At 65.9% G+C, this 16,751-nt stretch carries 16 protein-coding genes; 8 read left to right on the top strand and 8 right to left on the bottom strand.

Features of this window, described 5'->3' with window-relative positions:
* Nucleotides 1-7: 7 nt before the first annotated feature.
* Nucleotides 8-592, top strand: a complete 585-nt coding sequence (locus ACWIKC_RS03035; RefSeq protein ID WP_454598655.1) for an ABC-type transport auxiliary lipoprotein family protein — start codon at nt 8-10, stop codon at nt 590-592.
* A 7-nt stretch (nt 593-599) separates the two neighbouring features.
* On the opposite strand, the gene ACWIKC_RS03040 is transcribed toward ACWIKC_RS03035, so the two are convergent.
* From ACWIKC_RS03040 to crcB, 5 genes are read right to left on the bottom strand one after another with little or no spacing between them, the layout of a single operon-like run.
* Nucleotides 600-1,295, bottom strand: coding sequence for an ATP12 family chaperone protein (locus ACWIKC_RS03040; RefSeq protein WP_454598656.1), 696 nt, complete (start codon nt 1,293-1,295; stop codon nt 600-602).
* Nucleotides 1,292-1,534, bottom strand: a complete 243-nt coding sequence (locus tag ACWIKC_RS03045; protein ID WP_454598657.1) for a hypothetical protein — start codon at nt 1,532-1,534, stop codon at nt 1,292-1,294. The genes ACWIKC_RS03040 and ACWIKC_RS03045 overlap by 4 nt, the downstream gene beginning before the upstream one ends.
* On the bottom strand, nt 1,527-2,192 hold the full coding sequence (locus tag ACWIKC_RS03050) for an HAD-IA family hydrolase (protein WP_454598658.1): 666 nt from the start codon (nt 2,190-2,192) through the stop codon (nt 1,527-1,529). The genes ACWIKC_RS03045 and ACWIKC_RS03050 overlap by 8 nt, the downstream gene beginning before the upstream one ends.
* A complete protein-coding gene (locus ACWIKC_RS03055; RefSeq protein WP_454598659.1) occupies nt 2,189-3,481 on the bottom strand; it encodes an RluA family pseudouridine synthase in 1,293 nt (430 codons plus the stop codon). Before ACWIKC_RS03055 ends, ACWIKC_RS03050 begins: the two co-directional genes overlap by 4 nt.
* The gene (gene crcB / locus ACWIKC_RS03060; protein ID WP_454598660.1) at nt 3,478-3,885 is read right to left on the bottom strand and encodes a fluoride efflux transporter CrcB; all 408 of its coding nucleotides are present in this window, start codon (nt 3,883-3,885) and stop codon (nt 3,478-3,480) included. The genes ACWIKC_RS03055 and crcB overlap by 4 nt, the downstream gene beginning before the upstream one ends.
* A 254-nt stretch (nt 3,886-4,139) precedes the next feature.
* Between crcB and rpsU the strand changes: the two genes are divergently transcribed.
* The 7 genes from rpsU to ACWIKC_RS03095 all read left to right on the top strand — a co-directional run bounded on the left by rpsU (nt 4,140) and on the right by ACWIKC_RS03095 (nt 11,033).
* A complete protein-coding gene (gene rpsU / locus ACWIKC_RS03065; RefSeq protein WP_067611817.1) occupies nt 4,140-4,340 on the top strand; it encodes a 30S ribosomal protein S21 in 201 nt (66 codons plus the stop codon).
* A gap of 135 nt (nt 4,341-4,475) precedes the next feature.
* The gene (locus tag ACWIKC_RS03070) at nt 4,476-5,099 is read left to right on the top strand and encodes an FKBP-type peptidyl-prolyl cis-trans isomerase (protein WP_454598661.1); all 624 of its coding nucleotides are present in this window, start codon (nt 4,476-4,478) and stop codon (nt 5,097-5,099) included.
* A gap of 54 nt (nt 5,100-5,153) precedes the next feature.
* Nucleotides 5,154-5,456: an Asp-tRNA(Asn)/Glu-tRNA(Gln) amidotransferase subunit GatC gene (gene gatC, locus ACWIKC_RS03075; protein ID WP_454598662.1), complete on the top strand. Its 303-nt coding sequence runs from the start codon at nt 5,154-5,156 to the stop codon at nt 5,454-5,456.
* Nucleotides 5,453-6,934 (top strand): Asp-tRNA(Asn)/Glu-tRNA(Gln) amidotransferase subunit GatA, encoded by a 1,482-nt coding sequence (gene gatA / locus ACWIKC_RS03080; protein ID WP_454598663.1) that lies wholly within the window; start codon nt 5,453-5,455, stop codon nt 6,932-6,934. The genes gatC and gatA overlap by 4 nt, the downstream gene beginning before the upstream one ends.
* Before the next feature lie 14 nt (nt 6,935-6,948).
* Nucleotides 6,949-7,242 carry a hypothetical protein gene (locus ACWIKC_RS03085; protein WP_454598664.1) on the top strand — a complete coding sequence of 98 codons (294 nt, stop codon included), beginning with the start codon at nt 6,949-6,951 and terminating at the stop codon, nt 7,240-7,242.
* Nucleotides 7,239-8,738, top strand: coding sequence for an Asp-tRNA(Asn)/Glu-tRNA(Gln) amidotransferase subunit GatB (gene gatB / locus ACWIKC_RS03090; protein WP_454598665.1), 1,500 nt, complete (start codon nt 7,239-7,241; stop codon nt 8,736-8,738). The genes ACWIKC_RS03085 and gatB overlap by 4 nt, the downstream gene beginning before the upstream one ends.
* 120 nt (nt 8,739-8,858) lie before the next feature.
* Nucleotides 8,859-11,033 (top strand): S46 family peptidase, encoded by a 2,175-nt coding sequence (locus ACWIKC_RS03095; RefSeq protein ID WP_454598666.1) that lies wholly within the window; start codon nt 8,859-8,861, stop codon nt 11,031-11,033.
* A gap of 83 nt (nt 11,034-11,116) precedes the next feature.
* Here ACWIKC_RS03095 and ACWIKC_RS03100 read toward each other — a convergent pair whose 3' ends face one another.
* The 3 genes from ACWIKC_RS03100 to ACWIKC_RS03110 form a co-directional block, all read right to left on the bottom strand.
* A complete protein-coding gene (locus tag ACWIKC_RS03100) occupies nt 11,117-11,422 on the bottom strand; it encodes a hypothetical protein (protein ID WP_454598667.1) in 306 nt (101 codons plus the stop codon).
* 95 nt (nt 11,423-11,517) lie between these two features.
* On the bottom strand, nt 11,518-14,460 hold the full coding sequence (locus tag ACWIKC_RS03105; protein WP_454598668.1) for a M16 family metallopeptidase: 2,943 nt from the start codon (nt 14,458-14,460) through the stop codon (nt 11,518-11,520).
* Nucleotides 14,461-14,499: 39 nt separating this feature from the next.
* Nucleotides 14,500-16,725, bottom strand: a complete 2,226-nt coding sequence (locus ACWIKC_RS03110; RefSeq protein ID WP_454598669.1) for a penicillin acylase family protein — start codon at nt 16,723-16,725, stop codon at nt 14,500-14,502.
* Nucleotides 16,726-16,751 lie beyond the last annotated feature (26 nt).

The raw sequence follows: 16,751 nt of genomic DNA on the forward strand, positions 1-16,751 counted from the left end.
ACACGCCATGATCCGTGCCAAATTCCTCGCCTGCCTGGCGCCCGCGCTGGCGCTGACCGGCTGCATCAGTTTCGGCGCGGACGCGCCGCCCAGCCTGCTGACGCTGACCGCGACGGCTACTGCACCAGCCGGTGCGGGAGCGAGCGGCGATGCAAACACCGCGCTGGTGCTGAACGAATTCGAGGTGCCCGCGCGGCTCGACGTAACCCGCGTCCCGGTGCAGGTCACCGACACCGAAATCGCCTATCTCAAGGATGCGGTCTGGGTCGAGAAACCCGCCCGCCTGTTCCGCCGCCTGCTGGCCGAGACCATCCGCACCCGCAGAAACCGCGTGGTCATCGATGGCGACGATCCCGGCGTGCTGGCGGATTCGCGGCTGGGCGGTGTGCTGCGCGAATTCGGCTACGATGTGGCGACAGGTTCGGTGGTGGTCAGCTTCGACGCGGTCCGCAAGGGCGAGGGCACTTCGGTGACCACGCGGCGGTTCGAGGCGGTGGTGCCGGGCGTTCCCGCCGAGGCGGGGCCTGTGGGCGTGGCGCTCAACCAGGCGGCGAACGATGTCGCCGGCCAGGTCGCGGCCTGGATCGGCTAAGCCAGGCTTAAACGGCAGCGGCGCGGGCGAAGTCCAGCGCCGCGAGGAATTGCTTTGTCCGCTGACCGCGCTGCTCCTGCGCTTCCTCGTCGGCGCCCCATTGCTCGATCTGCCAGTCCTCTTCCAGATTGGCGGCATCCCACAGCGCCCGCGCATCGGCCTCGGCGTCGAGCACCGACAGGCCCACGCACAACGAGGCTGCGAGCGAGGTCAGCGTTTCGAGTGCGGCCAGTTCGAAGGGCGTGAATTGGCCCAGCCGTTTGCGCAAGGCGGCCAGGGTTTCGGGCCGCTGCGGGCGATGGATCACTCCGCTCACCCGTTCCAGAACAACCTGTTCACGCGCCTCGAACCCGGCGACCAGCGGTTCCCATTGCTGCTGCTGGCGGCGCCAGAAGGGTTCGTCAGGATCGGCGCGGTAGCACAGCGTGTCGGTCTCGACATAGGCGAGCAGATTGTCGCGGACCGGATCGGGATCGCGTGCAACCATGTCGATCGCATAGTCGGCCAGATCGCGATGGACGAAGCGCTTGGGGTCGAGCGTTTCCCCTTGGCCGCGCCATTCGGCGGCGAGCAGTTCGGCAAGCTTCGGCGTTGGCAGCACTTGGGGCTGCCCGCCCTGCGTCTTGATGGGACGACCATCGAGCCGGACGGTCCAGCCGTCGCTCTCGTCGGTGATGGTAACCTCGGAATAGAAACGCTTCATTCGTCGCGACTTTTCCAGCGCTTGGCGAGCGTGTGCGGCAGGAAGAAAAAGCCCAGCGCCCCGCCGACCAGCAGCGCGAAGCCGAGCAGCGCGGGGCCTTCGATCCGGTTCTCCTGAATGAGCAGGCCGAACATCACCACGAAGATGCAGGCCAGCCGGACGAGGTGGAGCGCCATGTAACGCCCCATTGCTGGATCGCGGGCGGGGGCAGAATCGGTGCCGGGATCGTGTTCAGCCATGCGCCGGGTCCCCGAGCAGCGCTTCGAGCGCCTGCATGTCGCTCGCTACGCCGGTTGCGCCGGTAGCGAGCAGTTCCTCGGGCGCGTGATAGCCCCAGTCGACGCCGATCGCGCGCACCCCGGCGGCGCTGGCCATTTCCATGTCGAAACTGGTGTCGCCGATCATCACCGCAGCGCCAGCTTCGACGCCCGCTTCGAACAAGGCGGCTTCGAGCATCGCGGGATGCGGCTTGGACGGGTGGCGGTCGGCGGTCTGGAGCGTGACGAAGAGTTCGGAGATCTCGTGCCCCGCGAGGCAGGATGTGAGCCCGCGGTCGCTCTTGCCGGTGGCGACGCCGAGCAGCCAGCCGGCTGCGTGCAGCCGCTGGAGCAGCTCGCGCATCCCCTCGAACAGCGGCTCGCTCAGCCGCCCCTCGGTGCGTGCGTTGAAGAAGGCGCTCTTGTAGCCGCTGACGATTTCGGAGCGCTGATTTTCGCTGGCCTCGGGAGCGAGCTGGATCATTGCCTGCGGCAGGCTGAGCCCGACCACGCGGCGCACCTGCGCGCGTGGCGGGCAGGGCAGGTCGGCTCCGGCGAAAGCGGCTTCCATCGCCTCGCAGATCGAGGCCTGGCCATCGACCAGCGTCCCGTCGCAATCGAACACCGCCAGCCGCGTCATCCGTTGTCTCGCGGCTTCTTCGGGCTGGGACGTTTGACGCGAGCCGGCTTGGCGCCGCCAGCCCTGGGACCCTTTCCGGCGGGCTTGCCTCGACCGGCGGGCTTGCCCGGGCCTTTGCCCGCACCCTTGGCGGCGCCCTTCGCCGGACCCTTGGCGTCGACCGCGTTGCGGCGCCCGCGCCGTTCGCCGCGCTGGTCCTTGCGGATCGACTTGGCGTGCTGGCGCGCGGCCTGCTTCTTCTCCTCGCGCGATTTGGGCGGGGGTTCGTCGCGCAGCGGTTCGGCGTTGGTCAGCGTGAGGTCGAAACCCATCTGTTCCATCGTCGCGGCGAAATGCTCGGGCAGCTCGGCCACCGCATCGATCTTGCCGCCGCCGGGCGAACCGATCACCAGGCGCCGTGCATGGAGATGCATCTTGCGGCTGATGCTCCCGGTGAGGAAGGCATCCTGTCCGCCGTATTTGCCATCGCCGACGATCGGATTGCCCATCGCCGCGCAATGGACACGCAATTGGTGGGTGCGCCCGGTCAGCGGTTCGAGTTCGAGCCAGGAGGCCCTGCGGCCGGCGGTTTCGACCACGCGATAGCGGGTCTTGGCGATCTGGCCGTTTTCCTCGTCGACATGCATCTTCTCGCCGCCGGTGCCCGGCTGCTTGGCGAGCGGCGCCTCGATGGTGCCCTCGCGGACGTCGGGGACGCCGACCACAAGCGCCCAATAGACTTTTCGCGCGCTGCGCCCGGAAAAACGGCGCGAGAAATGCGCCGCGCTGCCCGGGGTGCGCGCGATCAGCAGCACGCCGCTGGTGTCCTTGTCGAGCCGGTGGACCAGCCGCGGGCGCGGGCCGTCGCCTTCGACGAAGGCATCGAGCAACCCGTCGACATGGCGGGTGGTCTTGGTCCCCCCTTGCGTGGCGAGGCCGGGCGGCTTGTTGAGGACGATCGCCGCCTCGTTCTCGAAAATGACCATCGCCTCGGCCTGCTCGATGTCCTCGGCGCTCAGCTCGGGCTTCTCGCGCGGTGTGCGGTTCTCGCTTTCGCCGCCGGGGGGGACGCGCAATTGCTGCCCGGTTTCGAGCCGGTCGTCGGGCTTGGCGCGCTTGCCATCGACCCGGATCTGGCCGGTGCGCGCCCAGCGGCTGACCGTGTTGAAGCCGATCTGCGGCAGATGGCGTTTGAACCAGCGGTCGAGGCGGATGCCGTTGTCGTCGGGACCGACGGTGAACTGGCGGACATCGAACTGGGGAGCGTCAGACTGTGTGGCGTCAGACTGGGGGGTATCGGTGGCGCTCATCCGAACATCCTCGTAAGAGTCAGGCCGAAGAACAGGCCGGTGACCCCCAGCGCGATGGAAAGAAAGGCGTAAAGCGCGGCGATGGTGAACTGGCCGCGTTCGATAAGCACCACCAGTTCGAGGCTGAAGGCGCTGAAGGTGGTGAAGCCGCCGAGCAGACCGACGCCGAGCAGCAGGCGCAGCTGATCGCCACCCTGCCCCGCGCGCGCCAGCCAGCCGAACAGCAGCCCGATGAGCAGGCTCCCCAGCGCGTTGACCGCCAGCGTCGCCCAGGGAAAGAGCGACATGGCGGGTGCGCCGAGCCAGCCGGTCATCGCGCGGCCCATCTGATAGCGGAGCGCGGCACCGAAGGCGCCGCCGATGGCGACGTTGACGGTAGCGACGAAGGGGGAGAGGGTGGACATGGCTGTTGCCTTAGCCGCGCATGGCGCAAGTGAAAAGCCGCAGCGGCCCGATAGAGCGGCCCGTTGTAGCAGCGGGGTGCAGGCACGCTTGCATTCCGTCGGGGGCGGGTTTATGTGGCGAGCGTTATTGCCGGTCCGGAACGGATTCGGCGCAGTCTTCGTTGATTCGACGAGACGGTCTTTCCGACCCGGTTTTCAAGGAGGCATACCCCGCCGCGGCGGGCTCTGGCCCGCTTAGCAAGGTGTTTGAATTTATGCAGATCATGGTTCGCGATAACAATGTCGATCAAGCTTTGCGCGCGCTCAAGAAGAAGCTGCAGCGCGAAGGCGTCTATCGCGAGATGAAGCTGCGTCGCCATTACGAGAAGCCCAGCGAGAAGCGCGCCCGCGAAAAGGCTGCCGCCGTGCGCCGCGCGCGCAAGATGGATCGCAAGCGGATGGAACGCGACGGCTGAAAATGATCCGGCGCGCCATGCGCCGGACTTGAAGCCCCGGACTTGAAGCATTTGCCAAGCTAAGCCATGAGGGCGCGGATCGCTATCCGCGCCCTTTCGCATTCCAGTTTTCCTCTCGCTTTTCCGGGACACATCATGACCGAAGTCACCCGCGTACCGTTGCAGCCCATCGCCAAAGGCTCGCTCACCAAGCTGTGGATCGGCATCGTTCTGGCAGTTCTGGCTGCGGCCGCGCTGGCCTGGTACGCCGCGCCCAAGGGTGTCGACGTCGACACGCTGACTGCGGGGAGCGGCCCCAACCCGGCCGCCACCGATGTGGTGTTCGTCCGCTACACCGGCACGCTGGAAGACGGTTCGGTGTTCGACCAGTCGCAGGATATCCCGCTCCCGATCGAGGGCATCTTCCCCGAGGGCAATCCGCTCCCGCTCGACCGCATGGTCCCCGGCTTCGCCGAAGGCGCGCAGCAGATGCAGAAGGGCGGCACCTATCGCCTCACCATTCCCGCCAGCGCGGGTTACGGCGCCGAAGGGCGCACCGATCCGCAAGGCAATGTGGTGATCCCGCCCAACGAGACGCTGACCTTCGAGGTGGAACTGGTCGATTTCATGACCATGCCCGATTTCGAGCGCCGCCTCGCGACGCTGCAGCAGGCGATGCAGATGGGTGGTCCCGGCGGCATGACCGGCGATCCCTCCGCTCCCGAGGGACAGGCCTCGCCGCAAGACGGCATCCAGCCCGCGCCCGCGCCGATCCAGTAAAAGCCCACGCGATCGCCGCTTGAAGCGGTGGGCGCGCGCCGCTAACGCGCGCTCATGTCCGTCGATAAAGCTACAGTCACCAAGATCGCCTCGCTCGCGCGCATCCGCATGAGCGATGGCGAGCTCGAACGCATGGCCCCCGAGCTGAGCCAGATCCTCGACTGGGTCGAGCAGCTGGGCGAGGTCGATGTCTCGGGAATCGAGCCGATGACCGCGGTCATCCCCAACAGCCTGCGGCTGCGCGACGATGTCGTCGATGCCGATCCGCTGACCGGCGGCGGGCGGCGCGAGGACATCCTCGCCAACGCCCCCGCGGCCGAACACGGCTTTTTCGCCGTACCCAAGGTGATCGAATGACCGACCTTACCCAGCTTGGCATCAAGCCGCTCCGTGATGGAGTGGCGTCGGGCGAATTCACCGCGCGCGAAGTGGCCGAGGCGTTCAACGCCGCGGTCGCCGGTGCCGCCGCGCTCAACGCCTTTATCGTCACCACCCCCGATCACGCGCTGGATGCGGCAAGCAAGGTCGATGCCGCCCGCGCCGCGGGCAAGCCGCTGGGCGCGATGGCGGGCGTGCCGATCGGGATGAAGGACCTGTTCTGCACCCATGGCGTGCAGACCACCGCCGCCAGCCATATCCTCGAAGGCTTCGTGCCGCGCTACGAAAGCACCGTCAGCCAAAAGCTGTGGGATGCGGGCGCGGGCATGCTGGGCAAGCTCAACCTCGACCAGTTCGCGATGGGTTCGTCCAACGAGACCAGTCATTTCGGCAATGTCTCCTCGCCCTGGCGCCGCGCGGGCACCAATGCGCCGATGAGCCCGGGCGGCTCCTCTGGCGGTTCGTCCTCGGCAGTCGCCGCGCGGATCGCGCCTGCCGCCACCGGCACCGACACCGGCGGTTCGATCCGCCAGCCCGCCGCCTTCACCGGCATCTGCGGGATCAAGCCGACCTATGGCCGCTGTTCGCGCTGGGGCGTGGTCGCCTTCGCCAGCAGCCTCGACCAGGCCGGGCCGATGGCGCGCAGCGTCGAAGACTGCGCGATCATGCTCGGCGCGATGGCCGGGTTCGACGCCAAGGACGCCACGAGCCTGAAGATGGATGTGCCCGACTGGGCCGCCGGGCTCGACGGCAATCTGGCGGGCAAGACCATCGGTATCCCCAGGGAATACCGCATGGAAGGCACCGATGCTGCGATCCTCGATAGCTGGGAACGCGGCAAGGAATGGCTGCGCGACGCGGGTGCGACGATCGTCGACGTTTCGCTGCCGCACACGAAATACGCGCTGCCGGCCTATTACATCATCGCCCCCGCCGAGGCCTCGTCCAATCTCGCGCGCTATGACGGCGTCCGCTATGGCTTGCGCGACCTGCCCGATGGCGCGGGCCTGCAGGACATGTATGCCGAGACCCGCGAGGCGGGCTTCGGCGACGAGGTCAAACGCCGCATCCTGATCGGCACCTATGTGCTGAGCGCGGGCTTCTACGACGCCTATTACACGCAGGCGCAGAAGGTCCGGGCGCTGGTGGCGCGCGATTTCGAGCAGGCGTGGGCGCAATGCGACCTGATCCTCGCGCCGACCACGCCGACGGCCAGCTTCCCGCTCGGCGACAAGAGCGACGACCCGCTCGCGATGTATCTCAACGACGTCTTTGCGGTGCCCGCCAGCCTCGCCGGCCTGCCCGCGATGAGCGTGCCCGCGATGCAGAACGCCGACGGTCTGCCGCTGGGGCTGCAACTGGTCGGCAAGCCGTTCGACGAGCAGGGCGTGCTCAACGCCGGGCTGGCGATCGAACAGCGCGCCGGTTTCGCTGCAACGCCGGAGCGTTGGTGGTGAAGTCGTTGGGGTCCGTGACTGTCAAACCGATTGACGGTTGGGGATTCGACGAGACGGTGGACGGAGAGTTGGCGCCTGAGTTTACAATCGAGATCGCTGAGGCCGGTGTGCAGCTGGTTGGTGGCATTCTCGGTTGGCGGGGTAGCGCACTTGATGGAAAGTACGCTGGTACCACAATCGAAATGTCACCGAGGCACGAGGATTGGGATGACGTGGTTGTTTTGAGAGCTTTGCGATCCGAGAACCGTGACGACTATTTTTTCTATGGCTTGGCGAACACCGCTGGATTGAAACGGGATTGGACATGAGCACTTACCGCATCCACGGCGCCACGGGCGAATGGGAGGTCGTGATCGGCCTCGAGGTCCATGCGCAGGTCACCTCCAATGCCAAGCTGTTCAGCGGCGCCAGCACCGTTTTCGGGGCGGAACCCAACACGCAGGTCAGCCTCGTCGATGCGGCGATGCCCGGGATGTTGCCCGTGCTCAACGCCGAATGCGTCCGCCAGGCGGTGCGCACCGGAATGGCGATCGAGGCGCAGATCAACAAATACTCGCGGTTCGACCGCAAGAACTACTTCTACGCCGATCTGCCGCAGGGCTATCAGATCAGCCAGCTCTACCACCCGATCGTGGGCGAGGGGCAGCTGTTGATCGATGCGGACGAAAAGGCCGGGATCCCGGAGGACAAGATCATCGGGATCGAGCGGATCCATATCGAGCAGGATGCGGGCAAGCTGATGCACGACCAGCATCCGACGATGTCCTATGTCGACCTCAACCGCGTCGGCGTGGCGCTGATGGAGATCGTCAGCCGCCCCGACATGACCTCGCCCGCCGAAGCGGGTGCCTATGTCCGCAAACTGCGCAGCATCCTGCGCTATGTCGGATCGTGCGACGGCAACATGGAAGAAGGCTCGATGCGCGCCGACGTCAACGTCAGCGTGCGCAAGGTCGGCGATCCCGAACTGGGCATCCGGACCGAGACCAAGAACGTCAATTCGGTGCGTTTCGTGATGCAGACGATCGAATTCGAGGCTCAGCGCCAGGTCGATCTGCTCGAGGATGGCGGCACCGTGGTGCAGGAAACGCGGCTGTTCGATCCGGGCACCGGCACCACGCGGACCATGCGCAGCAAGGAAGACGCGCATGATTATCGCTACTTCCCCGATCCCGATCTGCTGCCGCTCGTGCTGGAGGAGGATTTCCTCGCCGAATGCCGCGCGAGCCTGCCCGAACTGCCCGACGCCAAGCGCACCCGCTATACCGATGTGCTCGGCCTCACGCCCTACAACGCCCGCGAACTGACCGCAGAGGTCGAAACCTTCGCCCGGTTCGAAACGCTGCTGGGCGAAACCGCCAGCGCGGTTGGCAAGTCGGAAGCCGATGTGGCGACGCAGGTCGCCAACTGGTCGCTGTCGGTGGCACCCGGGGTGATCAAGTCGCTCGGCGACGAAGCCGATCCCAGCCACGCCACCGCGCAGGCGCAGGCTGCCATCCTCAAGATGCAGGCCGCCGATGAAATCAGCGGGGGGCAGGCCAAGGAAATCTACGAGATCGTGCTCAGGACCGGCCGCGCGCCGGACGAGATTGCCGATACCGAAGGGCTCAAGCAGGTCAGCGATACCGGCGCGATCGAGGCGGCCATCGACGCGATCATCGCGGCCAATGGCGACAAGGTCGAACAGTATCGCGGCGGCAAGGACAAGCTGTTCGGTTTCTTCGTCGGCCAGACGATGAAGGCGATGCAGGGCAAGGCCAATCCGGCGGTGGTCAACGATCTGCTCAAGGCCAAGCTGGGCTGATCGCCGCCTCGCGATTGCCCCTCTATTGTCCAGCCCATTGACCGCTTGAAGCGCGCTGCGATCCGCCCTAGCGACGGCACAGCCCGCGCTCTGGCGCGATACCAACGGATTGGGAATTCCATGCGCAAACCTGCTTCGATTGCTACCCTTCTCGCCTGCAGCTCCGCGCTGTCTCTGACCGCACCGCTCGCCGCCAAGGAAGGCATGTTCACGCCCGACCAGCTGCCGCAAATCGCCGAGGACCTGCGCGCGACCGGGCTCGAGATCGACCCCGAGGCGCTCTCGGACCTCACCGGGTTTCCGATGGGTGCCATCGTCTCGCTGGGCGGCTGTTCGGCCAGCTTCGTTTCGCCCGCAGGTCTGGTCGTCACCAACCACCACTGCGCGCGCGGTTCGGTGCAGTACAATTCCACCGCCGAGAACAATTATCTGGTCGACGGCTTTCTCGCCCCGGCCAAGGGAGACGAACTCCCCGCCGCGCCGGGCTCGCGCATCTATGTGACCGTGGCCGAGGAAGACGTGACCGTGCGGATGCGCGAGGGCACCGAAAACCTCGAACCCGCGGCGCGCTACGACCTGGTCGAGCAGCGCAACAAGGACATCGTCGCCGAATGCGAGCAAGACGCCGGCTATCGCTGCCTGGTCGCCAGCTTCTACGGCGGCGCGCAGTACAAGCTGATCAAGCGGCTCGAGGTGCGCGACGTGCGGCTGGTCTATGCCCCGGCGGATTCGATCGGCAAATACGGTGGCGACATCGATAACTGGCAGTGGCCGCGCCACACCGGCGATTTCGCCTTCTACCGCGCCTATGTCGCTCCGGATGGCTCGGCGGCCGATTACGCCGAAGAAAACGTCCCCTACGAGCCGGAGCATCACCTCAAGGTCAGCGCGGGCGGGCTCGAGGAAGGCGATTTCGTGATGGCCGCGGGCTATCCCGGATCGACCCAGCGCTATGCCATGCTGGCCGAGGTCGAGAACACCTTCGACTGGCAATATCCGACCTTCGTGACGCTGCTCAACGAGTGGATCGACACCATCGAGCTGGCTGCTCCGGCGGATTCCGACGCACGGGTCAAATATGAAGCGCGGCTCGCCGGGCTGAACAATTTCGAGAAGAACCTGCGCGGCCAGATCGAGGGTGCGCGGCGCGTCGGACTGGTCGAGCGGCGGCGGATGCGCGAGGCGGCGCTGGCCGAATGGATCGCCGCCGATCGCAGCCGCGCTCCCTATGGTGCTGCGATCACGCAATTGTCGGCGCTGGCCGATGAAAGCGCGACTGCGGCGCGGACCAATTTCTGGTACAATTACGGCACCAATTCGCAGATGCTCTCGACCGCCGAGCGGATCTACCGCCTGTCGCAGGAGCGCCTGAAGCCCGATGCCGAGCGCGATCCGGGCTATCAGGAACGCGACATGACCTTCTTCCGCCAGGGCCTTCAGGCGCTCGACCGGCGCTACGATGCCGAGGTCGACAAGGCCGAATGGCTGCTGTTCCTCGACAAATATCTCGCGCAGCCCGAAGCGGCTCGGGTGGATGTTCTCGACCGCCAGCTCGGGATTTCGGGAACGCCCGACCGCGCTGCATTGCAGAGCCGCATCGATGGTTATTACGCGCAGACCCGGCTCGACGAGGCGGAGTATCGCGCCAGCCTGCTCGACGCGACGCCCGAGCAGTTGGAAGCGAGCGAGGACCCCTTCATCAAGCTCGCGGTGGCGCTCTACGATTACGAGCGCAAGCTCGAGGCCGAGTCCGAGGTGCGCAGCGGGCGCGCACTGGCGCTGCGCCCCGACTATATGAAGGCGATCACCGGGTGGCAGGCCTCGCAGGGCCTGCTTGCCTATCCCGATGCCAACAGCACGCTGCGGGTGACCTATGGCACCGTGCTCGGCGGCTCGCCGCGCGACGGGATGGCCTATCTGCCCTTCACGACGCTCGAAGGGCTGCTGGCGAAGGACACGGGCGAGGACCCCTTCAACGCCCCGCCCGCGCTGCTGGAGACAATCCGCGAGAAGGATTACGGGCGCTACGAGCTCGAGAGCATCGATTCGGTGCCGGTGAACTTCCTCTCGGATCTCGATTCGACCGGTGGCAATTCGGGTTCGGCCACGCTCAACGCGCGCGCCGAACTGGTCGGCCTGCTGTTCGACGGCACCTTCGAGAGCGTCAATTCGGACTGGGATTTCGATCCGCGCACCACCCGCACGATCCATGTCGATACGCGCTACATGCTGTGGGTGATGGACAAGGTCGACGGCGCGCAGGCGCTGATCGCCGAGATGGACGTGGTCGACTGACCGCCATGGGCCAATGAGCATGAAAAAGGGGCGCCGGAGTGATCCTCCGGCGCCCCTTTTCGTTGGGCAAATTTTCGGGCGGTTCAGCCCTGGCGTTCGCCGGTCAGCGCCATGTCGCCGAAGGCGCCGGCGTTGACCTTGCCGGTCAGCTGGTCGCCGGTGACATTGGCGGTGCAATCGAGCGTCATCGGCATCGGGACGGTCATGTCCATCTTCCACTTCAGCGTGTCGCCGTCGATGGTGCCATCCTTGACGTCCATCGAACCCATGCCGCCGGCCATCGAGCCGGTGAAGGTCTTGCCGTCATCGCCCGGGACAACGGTGAAGGTACCCTTCTGGTCGCCCATGGGGCTCTTGACGATGGTGTCGTACGTACCGGCTACGGACATATATGCTCTCCTGTCAGGCGGCCCACAACTGCGGGCCGCGGTTTGAAATACAGTGCGACATCGACGGTGCTTACATCGATGTCAATACGAGGACCCTACTCTTCGAGGCTGATGACTTCGACATCTAGATCGAGCGCATCGAGTTGCGGACGGACCACGCTGGCATCGCCCACCACGACATAGACGATGTCGTCCTCGACGAAGTTTTCCCGCGCGATCGCGTCGAGCTCGGCAGCGTTGAGATTGCGATAGGTCTCGGCGAGACCCTCGTAATAATCGTCGTCACGATTGTAGCGGACGATCGATATCACGCCGCCGAGCACATCGCCGGCGGTCTCGAACTGGCCGGGAAGCTCGCGCATATTGCTGTTGATGATGCGCTCCAGCTCGTTGGGCTGGACACCGCGGGAAACGACGAATTCGTCGATCTCGCGCTGGACCTCGGTGATCGAATCCGCGGTCCGGTCGGCCTGGACCGGGGCGCGGACGCCGTAGAACACACGATCGAGCGCGGTGCCGATCCCGCCACCGGCACCATAGGACCAGCCCTTGGTCTCGCGCAGGTTCATGTTGATCCGCGAGAGGAAGCCACCGCTAAGCGCTTCGTTGGAGGCGCTGAGCTTGGTGAGATCGTCGGTGGCGCCGCGGGCGTCGAGCACCACGCCGCCATAGATCACCGATTGCGGCGAATTGGGGCGGTCGAGCAGCAGGATGCGCTGCCGCGGTGCGGGGATCGGCGTATCGTAGCCCCGCTCGGGCGGGGCCGAAGCCGGAGCCCGCCAGTCGCCGAAGCTTGCCTCGAGCAGGCCGGTCGCCTCGGCCAGCGTGGTGTCGCCGACCACATAGATGCGCGCATTGTCGGGACGCAGCCAGCGGTCGTGGAAGTCCTGGAGATCCGCCGCGTTCAGCGTCTGCAGCCGTTCCGGCGTGCCGAGACCGGACGAGGGCAGGCCGTAGGGGTGATCGCCATAGAGCGTGCGCCGCAACGCGCGGTCGGCCAGCTGGTTGGGCTCCTTGAGCTCGGCGGTCAGCGAGTTGAGCAGTTGCGCGCGCGTGCGCTCGATATCGCTGGCGCGGAACCCCGGCTGGCGAATGAACTCGGCCAGCAGCTCGAGCGAAGGCGCCAGGTTGGGCGACAGGCCACTGAGCGAGAAGGTCGTCCAGTCGGCGTTGAAACCGGCCGAGATATTCGCCGCCAGCCGTTCCTGCGCGATGGCGAACTCGGTCGAATTGAGCCGCCGTGTGCCTTCGTCCATTGTGGCTAGCATCAGCCGCTGGGTGCCCAGATCTTCGCGCGTCTCCGCTGCACGACCGGCGTCGAATTCGACGAGGACCGACACCGTCGGCACCGCATCGCGGCGGGCGAAATAGACTTCCATTCCGTTGGACAGGGTGGCGCGCTCGATATCGGGGAAATCGAGCCCGGAGAGCGTGCCGATCTCGGGCAGCGTGTCGCGATCGGCCTGCATGAAGGTGGCCAGCGCCTGCATGGCGCAGGCGTCGGGCTGGCAGTAATTCGCCTCGGTGAGATCGGCGAGGCTGGCAGGGCCTTCAGGATTAGTCCCGGTCACCGCACCACCGCGGTTCTCGCCGCCTTCGGTGCGCTCGCCGGGATTGAAGACCAGGTTGAAGACCGGCCGCGAGAGCCAGGTCCGGGTCAGTTCGCGGACCTGTTCGGGCGTCGCCGCGGCCATCTGCGCGAGCTCCTTCTCGACCTGGCCGGGATCGCCCATGTACAGTTCGCCCGCAGCCAGCTGCGGTGCCTTGCCGCCGAAGCCGCCGACCGATTCCAGCCCGCGGATCACGCCAGCCATGGTGCTGACCTTGGCGCGTTCGAGTTCGTCGGCGGTCGGGCCGGTGGCGATGAATTCGGCAATCTGCGCATCGAGCTTGGCGGCAACTTCCGCCGGGTCGACGCCCGGCTTCACATCGGCCTGGACGACGAACACGCCGGCATCCTCGAGCGAGTAGTTGAAGGTCGAGACCGAGACCGCCACCGGATCCTCGCGCACCAGCGCATTGTCGAGCCGCGAGCTCGACAGCCCGCCGAGGACTGCAGAAGCGAGGTTGAGCGGCACCGCCGCGGGCGAGTTCGAGCCCGGAACGGTCCACATGCGGAAGAGCCGCGTGGTCGAGATATTGTCGGTGGTGACCTTGGTCTTTTCCGCGGGGAGAGTGGGTACGGTCACCTCGGGGTGGACCACTTCGGGGCCGGCGGGGATGTCGCCGAACCAGTTCTGGACCTTGGCGCGCGCGGTGGCGGTATCGATATCGCCTGCCAGCACGAGCACCGCATTGTTGGGCCCGTAATGGTCGCGGAACCAGCTCTGGACATCCGCCATCGAGGCGGCGTTGAGATCGCCCATCGAGCCGATGGTCGAGTGATGATAGCGATGGCCCTTGGGAAAAAGGTTCTCGAAGATTTCGTAGCGCAGCAGGCCGAAGGGACTGTTGTCGCCCTGGCGCTTCTCGTTCTGGACGACGCCGCGCTGGTTATCGAGCTTCTCCTGCGTCACCGCATCGAGCAGATGCCCCATGCGATCGCTCTCAAGCATCAGGATGCGGTCGAGCGCGCCGGTCGGCACGGTCTGGAAGTAATTGGTACGATCGGGGCTGGTGGTGCCGTTGACGTCGGTGCCGCCCATCTGCTGGATGTATTCGAACCAGTCCGCCGGGGCGTTCTCGGTGCCGTTGAACATCAGGTGTTCGAACAGGTGCGCGAAGCCGGTCTTGCCCGCGGGCTCGTGTTTGGAGCCGACATCGTACCACACCGAAACCCCGACCAGCGGCGCCTTGCGGTCTTCGTGGACGATCACGGTCAAGCCGTTGTCGAGCGTGAATTTATCGAACGGCAGATCCACTTCGGCGACCAGCTCGGACAGCGGAGCGGGTTCGAATTGCACCGCCTGCGTTGCAGCGACGGCTGCAGCACGATCCGCAGTGGTTTTGGCCGAAGCGCTGCCTAGCGGTTGGTCGGCGGTGGTCGCGCAGGCGGCGACGCTCAGCGCGATCAGGCTGGTCGATAGAATGCGTATCATTGCGAATCCCCTTGGAAGTAATGCCACTTGCGTAAATGCTTATCGGCGGTTGGTCACGATTTTCCGGCTGGCGGCATTGGCCAGCACGTCATCGCGCCAGAAATGGACCGGTTTCAAGCGGTGTTGGACAAACAGCGCAGCCTGATCGGCATAGTGCTTGCTCTTGGGCCTGGTGGTCGCCGCGCCGAAGGGCTGGATCGAGCGGGAGGAGACGCGTTCTCCTTGCTCCCATTCGACCCACTGGATGAAGCTGTCGCCGTGCCGGACCGAAAGCCGCCCGTCGTCGGCGACGTCCCAGCTGGTCGAGGCGCGCAGGGTGTCGGACCCGCCATCGAGGGGCAGATCGACCTCGCCCTGACGCAGACGCAGCAGATCGCCCATCGGCGGGTCGATGCGGCCGAAGTGCTCGTTGAGATGATCGACCGCTTCACGCAATTCCTCGCGCAAATCCGGCTCGGGCTCGTTCTGGTATTCGGCCGACATGAAGTCGCGGATCAGCAGCAGCGCGATCGCATCCGCCTCGCCGATATTGTCGGCGGTGAAATCCCAACCGAGCAGCAGGTCGCGCGCCCGGTCGAGTTCGCTATCGTCCGACAGGTCGATGGTTTCGAGCGCATCCCACAGCCGGGCGACATAGCCCGAGCGCTCGTAGGATTTGTCGTATTTGATTTCCTCGAGCCGGGCGCGGTCGAGAAGTCCGCTTTCGCTCATCAGGCTCCACGCGCGGCGCGAGCGGTTGGTCTGCTTGAGTTCGACCCCGAGTTCGGGGGCGAAATCCTCGGGCGAGAGATCGCTGCCTGCGCCGGCTGCGGTGAAGGGCGTGTTGTTGGCGTTGTAGAGCCAGCCGCTGGCCGGATTTACATAGCGCGGCAGCCGTTCGTAGGCGACCGGACCGCTCCAGATCAGCGAGGGATCGTCGCCGGGAAGCACGCCGCGCCAGTTCACCCCGGGCTTACGGTCGGGTAGCGCGGCGTTGTAGATATAAGCGATGTTTCCCGCGTTGTCGGCATAGATGAAATTGGTGCTGGGGATGTCCATCCGCGCCAAGATGGTCTCGAACTGGTCCAGCGTCTCGGCCTTGTTGAGCCGGTAATAGGCGTCGAGCTGGCCGAGATCGTCGATCCCGCCATAGCGAATGGCAAAGGCGCCGCTGTCGTTGACGATTACCGGGCCGTGGACGCTGCGATGCACCGTGCGACGGATCGGCAGCGTGACCGGGCCGATACGGACGGGCAGGGTTACGGTCTGCTCTTCCAGCTCGAGCCAGCGATCGCCGAGCTTGTAGCGCGTCCCGCTGTCGTCGAGCACGAGCTTGTAGACATCGACCATGTCGGGGCGGTTGACCGTATTGGTCCAGCCCAGATTCTCGTTGTGGCCGAGGAAGGGGAAGGGACTGCCGGGAAAGTTCGCCCCGGCATAATGCCAGCCCTCGCCGCTCTCGACCACCAGCTCGTACCAGGCCACGCCACCGCGCCAGGGCTGGTGGGCATTGGAAATGAGCACGGTCGGTCCGCCGGATTTCGCCGGTGCCACCGCGAAAGCGTTGGAGCCGGACAGCGCGCCGTCCTCGCCCATGGGGAGCGGCATGGCGCGGGCAGTCGTCTCGGGCTTGTCATCGGCGCGGATGACGCGTGCGGGAGGAATGCCGTCGTCGGCGTCTGCGGCATCGGGGGTGATCGCCGGGCCGAACTCGGGCCGCATCGGCTCGTTCGCGACGAGCGGTCCGATCACATTGTTGAGCCCGAAGAAGAACGGCTGGCGCAGTGTGAAGCCGGTGGCGATATCCATCCCGTCGAGCGGAAAGAGATTGTCGAGTTTGACCTCGTCGGGATGCTCGCGGGCGTATTGGTTGAGCCCGCTGGCATAGGCTTCGAACAGCGCGCGGGTGTCGGCGGGCAGGCTGGGGTAGTGCCGCTCGGCGGTGTCGCGGGCACCGAGCAGGTGGTAGACATAATCGACCGCCGCACCGTCCTCGCCGGCGATCGCGCCGTAGCGGCCCACGCTCATCGCGGCGACGTCCTGCAAGGTGAAGAAATCGTCCTCCGCATGGGCGATGGCGACGCCATAGGCGACATCGGCATCGGTCTCGCCGTAGATATGCGGCACGCCGAAATCGTCGCGGATGATCTCGGCGGTATAGCTTTGCGCCGACGGGGTGACGCCTTCGCGTTGGGCCCAGAACGGTTCCCAGGTCGCCAGCGCGACAAAGGCGAGCAGCACGACAAGAAGCAGGGCAAAGCCCATGCGCGAAAGCCATTTGGTCATGAAATTCCTCTCTTGGCGCAAAGGAG

It is taken from the genome of Qipengyuania sp. SM2507, assembly GCF_053714505.1.

Coding starts and splice junctions, on each gene's coding strand:
- ACWIKC_RS03070 (WP_454598661.1), top strand. CDS start 4,476: ATGACCGAAGTCACCCGCGTACCGTTGCAGCCCATCGCCAAAGGCTCG.
- ACWIKC_RS03050 (WP_454598658.1), bottom strand. CDS start 2,192: ATGACGCGGCTGGCGGTGTTCGATTGCGACGGGACGCTGGTCGATGGC.
- ACWIKC_RS03040 (WP_454598656.1), bottom strand. CDS start 1,295: ATGAAGCGTTTCTATTCCGAGGTTACCATCACCGACGAGAGCGACGGC.
- ACWIKC_RS03100 (WP_454598667.1), bottom strand. CDS start 11,422: ATGTCCGTAGCCGGTACGTACGACACCATCGTCAAGAGCCCCATGGGC.
- rpsU (WP_067611817.1), top strand. CDS start 4,140: ATGCAGATCATGGTTCGCGATAACAATGTCGATCAAGCTTTGCGCGCG.
- gatC (WP_454598662.1), top strand. CDS start 5,154: ATGTCCGTCGATAAAGCTACAGTCACCAAGATCGCCTCGCTCGCGCGC.
- ACWIKC_RS03105 (WP_454598668.1), bottom strand. CDS start 14,460: ATGATACGCATTCTATCGACCAGCCTGATCGCGCTGAGCGTCGCCGCC.
- gatB (WP_454598665.1), top strand. CDS start 7,239: ATGAGCACTTACCGCATCCACGGCGCCACGGGCGAATGGGAGGTCGTG.
- ACWIKC_RS03095 (WP_454598666.1), top strand. CDS start 8,859: ATGCGCAAACCTGCTTCGATTGCTACCCTTCTCGCCTGCAGCTCCGCG.
- ACWIKC_RS03110 (WP_454598669.1), bottom strand. CDS start 16,725: ATGACCAAATGGCTTTCGCGCATGGGCTTTGCCCTGCTTCTTGTCGTG.
- crcB (WP_454598660.1), bottom strand. CDS start 3,885: ATGTCCACCCTCTCCCCCTTCGTCGCTACCGTCAACGTCGCCATCGGC.
- gatA (WP_454598663.1), top strand. CDS start 5,453: ATGACCGACCTTACCCAGCTTGGCATCAAGCCGCTCCGTGATGGAGTG.
- ACWIKC_RS03055 (WP_454598659.1), bottom strand. CDS start 3,481: ATGAGCGCCACCGATACCCCCCAGTCTGACGCCACACAGTCTGACGCT.
- ACWIKC_RS03035 (WP_454598655.1), top strand. CDS start 8: ATGATCCGTGCCAAATTCCTCGCCTGCCTGGCGCCCGCGCTGGCGCTG.
- ACWIKC_RS03045 (WP_454598657.1), bottom strand. CDS start 1,534: ATGGCTGAACACGATCCCGGCACCGATTCTGCCCCCGCCCGCGATCCA.